Source organism: Rickettsia australis str. Phillips (assembly GCF_000273745.1).
In the GTDB taxonomy this organism is placed as follows: Bacteria; Pseudomonadota; Alphaproteobacteria; order Rickettsiales; family Rickettsiaceae; genus Rickettsia; species Rickettsia australis.
This window is the reverse complement of record NZ_AKVZ01000005.1, coordinates 1-3,768: the sequence shown is the minus strand read 5'-3', so window position 1 is coordinate 3,768 and position 3,768 is coordinate 1. Positions and strand designations below refer to the sequence as shown.

Genomic DNA, 3,768 nt, shown 5'->3' with positions numbered 1-3,768 from the left:
CATTAATACCCAAAACCATAATTGAATTTGGAAGTTTTAAAGGAGCTTCTGTCCTTTGCGGATATACAAAGTTTATCAGTAACAGACTGTAAAGTTATTAGTATAGATATCGATTTTGAAAATATTGATCAAGCCGTAAAAGGTGATAATAGAATAGAATTTTTACAAGGCGATTCTAATAAAGTAGAGGCAATATTCCTAAAAGAAACAATATCCGAAATAGTATATCCCATACTTTTAATAGCAGATACTCATATTAATACTATAGGTATTTTAGAATATTTTCATAATAATATCTTTAAAGAAGGGGATTATTTCATCATTGAAGATACTAATATTGACTATAATAATGCTTGCTATGATGTTTGGAGGAAAACTTTAGATGAAAAAACTTGTATAGCAAAATTAGAAAATTTACACAATAAAATCATTAGATTAATTAGCTGGTTGAAAGAAAAAAAAGATGTATATTTAGTAGAGATACAATATGTAGATCCTTTCGGCATTATTAATGCTTCTAAAAATTGGAACTCAGTTATAAAAAAGATTTAAAGATAATGACTGTGTATTATGAGAAAGGAAATTTATCTAAAAAATTTTAATATTAATAGCGATGAGGTTTTAAACAATTTTACTAAAAATCCATATAAATCTATTGTATTTTTTAAAAATTTTTTAGAAAAAATATGTAAATTATACAAAAGAAATTAAAGATGCGCTAAATAAATAATGCAGAAATTATACATATAAACAATATCGATCAAAAAAATTATCATATAATGACTTCCTATGACGGTGAGGTACGGGTTAGCGGAATAGAAGAGCTAATTTATCATATGTATGGAGTAATAGGGATCATTGGTAGTTTTCCTGTATTATATAAAGATGAAGATACGAATATTATTAGAGCAGTAGCACCAAAACGTAATTCTTATAAGAACGTAGCTCTCAATCGCCGTATAATGATTAGACTAGCATGTAGATGCTACATACCGTCCAATGACAGAGAAGAGTGATAACTGAGCTGCTATAGTTTATTTAATTTTTGGGATTGTACATAAAGGACATGAGAATTTACCTATAATATATATTAGCCTTAAAGATATATTAAATCAATTGAGCTACCAAGATATCTTAATCGGGTGTAGTAATGAATTTACAGTAACAAGTGCAAATTCTTTTTCATGTAAAATATTAAGCAACAACATACCTTTATTAGTAGAACACGCTACTGGCTATTATAGCAGAATAACAATGGATGCTATTCATAAAACACAAAGAGCAGCAGGGTTTTTAAATAAAATTAGAAAAATCTAAGATCAAGCATCTATTCAAAACTATATATATGTTACTTCCGGTGATATTGTTGTATTAAGCAATAAAACGGTTTTACATAAAAGAGATAGCTATAGTCCTAAATGGGATGGTAAAGACTGTTAAAATTGCTTGAATAATTTTCATATAATTAATCTAGATACTATGTAACTATGCAGCATTAAACCTTTATCGGTAAGATAGATATTTTTATCTAGTTTAATTAAATCTAACGCTTGATAATGTTTAAGGTTATTCATGTCTAAAATATCCATTAATTTTGCGTTTATTTTCTGCTCTAATGTAGAAATATTTATGCCTTTGCTAAGACGTAAACCCATCATTAAAATCTCTTCGATTATTTCTTGATTTGTTAGCTTAGCGTTAGTTTGAATACCGACATTTTTTGTTTTAACTGAGTCTAACCATTTTTCTGGCTTGTGCCACATCATAATTGCCGCTACCGAACCTGATGGTTCAATGATTCTACTATGAGCCCCGGGACCTATACCTAAGCAACTATTATAATGCCAATAAGTCAAATTATGCAAACATTCCTGATTTGCTAGAGCATAATTAGATATCTCATATCTAAAATATTTTTTAGATTCTAGATAATGATTTGTCCATTCGTACATTTCAGCTGCCGCATCTGAATGCGGCAAAATCAGATTACCCTCATTAAATAATTTATAAAAAGGTGTACCTTTTTCGATAGTCAATTGATAAAGAGAGATATGGCCATTTGCGAATTGCATAGCTTGCTTTAATTCTTCTTGCCAGTCTTTTAATTTCTGACCGCTACGTGCATATATTAAATCGAATGAAACTCTTGGAAAAATCGTATTTGCCTCCTCAATTGTTTTGATGGCTTGCAAAGCATCATGAGTTCTGCCTAATTTTTTTAAATCGTCTTCTTTTAAGGATTGTACTCCAATGGACACACGGTTAATTCCGGCAGATTTGAACGCTTTAAATTTTTCGGTTTCAAATGATGTGGGATTGGTTTCTAGAGTTATTTCAGTTCGATTATCAAGAATTGCTAGATTATTGATTTTATTTATTATCCATTCAACTACTACAGGATTCATTAATGAAGGAGTTCCGCCACCAAAAAAAATGGATTTTATATATTTATTTTGAATAATATCCTTAAAATACTCAATTTCTGTTTCATAAGATTTAATCCATTGATTATGATCTATAGTGCTAGCCACATGAGAATTAAAATCACAATACGGACATTTTGATAAACAAAAAGGCCAATGAATATAAATGCTTAAATCATCTGCCATAACTTTCATATTTTTAAAGCATTTAGGCAATTTGCTGTAATTTCTCAATCTCTTCTTTTTTTAATCCGGTTGATGCAATTATTAATTCAGTTTTTAAACCTGCTTTGATTAAATTTTTTGCTATAATAATTTTTTCTTTTCTTCTTCCCTTTTCTATAGCTTGCTTTTCCCAATAATGTGCAATACTTCCCATAATTTTTTCTCTTTTCTTAGTATTTAAATGTGACTTGAACATCCTTTCTACTGCTATTATATCACTTTGCCTAATTTTGGTCAAAGTATAGAATAAAATTAGCTCTATATAATCAATTCCTATGTTAACCCCTAGCAAATTTAGGTAAAAAATCAGCTACTTCTTGCCATCTTTTTAGTAAATCGTGTTCGTGAATATGCTGCATAAAAAATTGCAAAATGCCCGACAGAGCATTTTTTTTCAATGCTTGTTCAGATATATCATGCACGTTTATGAGTTGATAATCATTACTCCAAGTAGCTCTTACCAATGCACTATTTTTAAATAATTCCCAAAAATTTTCGAGGAACATTATATTGTTGTATACCATTATCAAATACTAAAGGATATATGCAAGGAAATTTCTTGCTTTTTGTTGCTTTCATATGATATTCGGCAATGTTTAACATGTACTTCAACAAGCGAAAAGCCATATAATAATCAGGTTTACTTTGATGTTCTAATAATAAAAATACGTAACCGTCTTCACTATCAAATTTAACAGAAAATAAAATATCTAATATGGATTTCTTAAGTGTTTTATCTACAAAACTATCTTTTTCCATTTTAAGGGTTTTAAAAAAACCAAACTTTGTATATGTAATGATAAGTGCATTTGAAAAAATTCTTTGGCTACCATTGGATTTTCAAATGCACTTCGTATCATCTCATCGTGCCTAAAGTTTTTAGACATAAATATCAATGATGTATTACCATTATAAGTACATCATTGATATTACTTTTCTTTTATAATTATAAATTGAGATAAACTCAACTTTACAATTTTTGTTTATTAATCCAATATATATCACCCAAATATAAAATTCTTGTACCAGAAGATTATAAGGATAAATATATTATGTACATAGAATAAAATCGATTATCCGAGATTTCAATAATCAATATTTTTAATTTCAGAGATATTAC

The 3,768-nt window shown here is 28.3% G+C and carries 6 protein-coding genes and 1 pseudogene; 3 read left to right on the top strand and 4 right to left on the bottom strand.

The features are described from left to right. Positions 1 to 96 precede the first annotated feature (96 nt). The 3 genes from A452_RS07800 to A452_RS0100745 all read left to right on the top strand — a co-directional run bounded on the left by A452_RS07800 (position 97) and on the right by A452_RS0100745 (position 1,317). Positions 97 to 552, top strand: coding sequence for a class I SAM-dependent methyltransferase (locus A452_RS07800; protein WP_231290025.1), 456 nt, complete (start codon positions 97 to 99; stop codon positions 550 to 552). 227 nt (positions 553 to 779) lie between these two features. Next, positions 780 to 1,016, top strand: coding sequence for a hypothetical protein (locus tag A452_RS0100750; protein ID WP_014413139.1), 237 nt, complete (start codon positions 780 to 782; stop codon positions 1,014 to 1,016). Between the two features lie 100 nt (positions 1,017 to 1,116). Continuing rightward, positions 1,117 to 1,317: a hypothetical protein gene (locus A452_RS0100745; RefSeq protein WP_014413140.1), complete on the top strand. Its 201-nt coding sequence runs from the start codon at positions 1,117 to 1,119 to the stop codon at positions 1,315 to 1,317. Between the two features lie 140 nt (positions 1,318 to 1,457). Here the strand turns inward: A452_RS0100745 and hemW are convergent, their stop codons facing one another. The 4 genes and pseudogenes from hemW to A452_RS12430 form a co-directional block, all read right to left on the bottom strand. Beyond that, on the bottom strand, positions 1,458 to 2,618 hold the full coding sequence (gene hemW / locus A452_RS0100740) for a radical SAM family heme chaperone HemW (protein WP_037197248.1): 1,161 nt from the start codon (positions 2,616 to 2,618) through the stop codon (positions 1,458 to 1,460). Between the two features lie 13 nt (positions 2,619 to 2,631). Continuing rightward, entirely contained in the window at positions 2,632 to 2,940 is a 309-nt protein-coding gene (locus A452_RS11665) for an RpnC/YadD family protein (RefSeq protein WP_014413142.1), read from the bottom strand. Then, entirely contained in the window at positions 2,927 to 3,154 is a 228-nt protein-coding gene (locus tag A452_RS12435; RefSeq protein WP_231289973.1) for an Rpn family recombination-promoting nuclease/putative transposase, read from the bottom strand. The genes A452_RS11665 and A452_RS12435 overlap by 14 nt, the downstream gene beginning before the upstream one ends. Beyond that, positions 3,123 to 3,481, bottom strand: a pseudogene (locus A452_RS12430) (Rpn family recombination-promoting nuclease/putative transposase). Before A452_RS12430 ends, A452_RS12435 begins: the two are co-directional and overlap by 32 nt. Positions 3,482 to 3,768 lie beyond the last annotated feature (287 nt).